Origin of the sequence: Pseudogracilibacillus amylolyticus (SeqCode) (assembly GCF_051918545.1) — a bacterium.
Taxonomy (GTDB): Bacteria; Bacillota; Bacilli; order Bacillales; family Amphibacillaceae; genus Pseudogracilibacillus.
On sequence record NZ_JBPPZG010000096.1, the window covers coordinates 13,895 to 14,723 of the forward strand.

Sequence of the window (829 nt, forward strand, 5' to 3'; positions counted from 1 at the left end):
TGATACTATCACAATGGTTGATTGGAGCCGGAGGGCAGTCGACTCCTGTGGGAAAAGCACGTGTCTGAAGACTCAGAAGCAGTGGTTTTCTGCTTCAGAGGCTGAAGCCGTGCCCACGGAAAGCGTACTGCCCGGAGGCGGAAATCAACGAAGCTATTACTTGTATTTAAATTTTCATTACTACACAGTAAACTTCAACTTCGGATTAGATTCATATCATGAAATTGTAACGTTCTATGCGTACTGTCTGCATTAGAATTTCTTGTTTCGTTATGTCCTAATCTTTTTGTCAGTTCGTTTTATTGTTTATATTTATCTAATTTATCGCCAATCATATCTCCTAGTTGAAAACTTGACGACTCTTCTTCGCGTTCGTATTGTTCAATTTCACCTTGTTCTTTTTCTTGTTCGATTTCTTTAATACTTAAAGAAATTCGCTGTTCATTTTCATCGACACCCAATACTTTTGCAACTATTTTCTGTCCAACTTCTAGAACCTCATCTGGAGTTCCGATATGACGGTTAGCGATCTGTGAAATGTGAACAAGACCTTCTACACCGTCTTCGATCTCAACAAAGGCACCAAAATTAACAATACGTTTAACAACGCCTTCAACCTTATCACCAGGATTGATACGATTTTCAATTCCTGACCATGGACCTGGTAATGTGTTTTTATATGATAATGAAATTCGTTCATTTTCTAAATCCACGGATAAAACTTCTACGTTAATTTTATCGCCTTCTGATAAGACATCCGATACTTGATCGACATGTGTATGAGCAAGTTCAGAAATATGTACGAGTCCATCAACTCCACCAATATCTA

At 38.1% G+C, this 829-nt stretch carries 1 protein-coding gene; it reads right to left on the reverse strand.

Going from position 1 to position 829, the window contains the following annotated elements:
* Positions 1-299: 299 nt before the first annotated feature.
* A partial coding sequence (locus tag ACPYKA_RS11710; RefSeq protein ID WP_479542461.1) for a S1 RNA-binding domain-containing protein occupies positions 300-829 on the reverse strand: 530 nt, incomplete at its 5' end.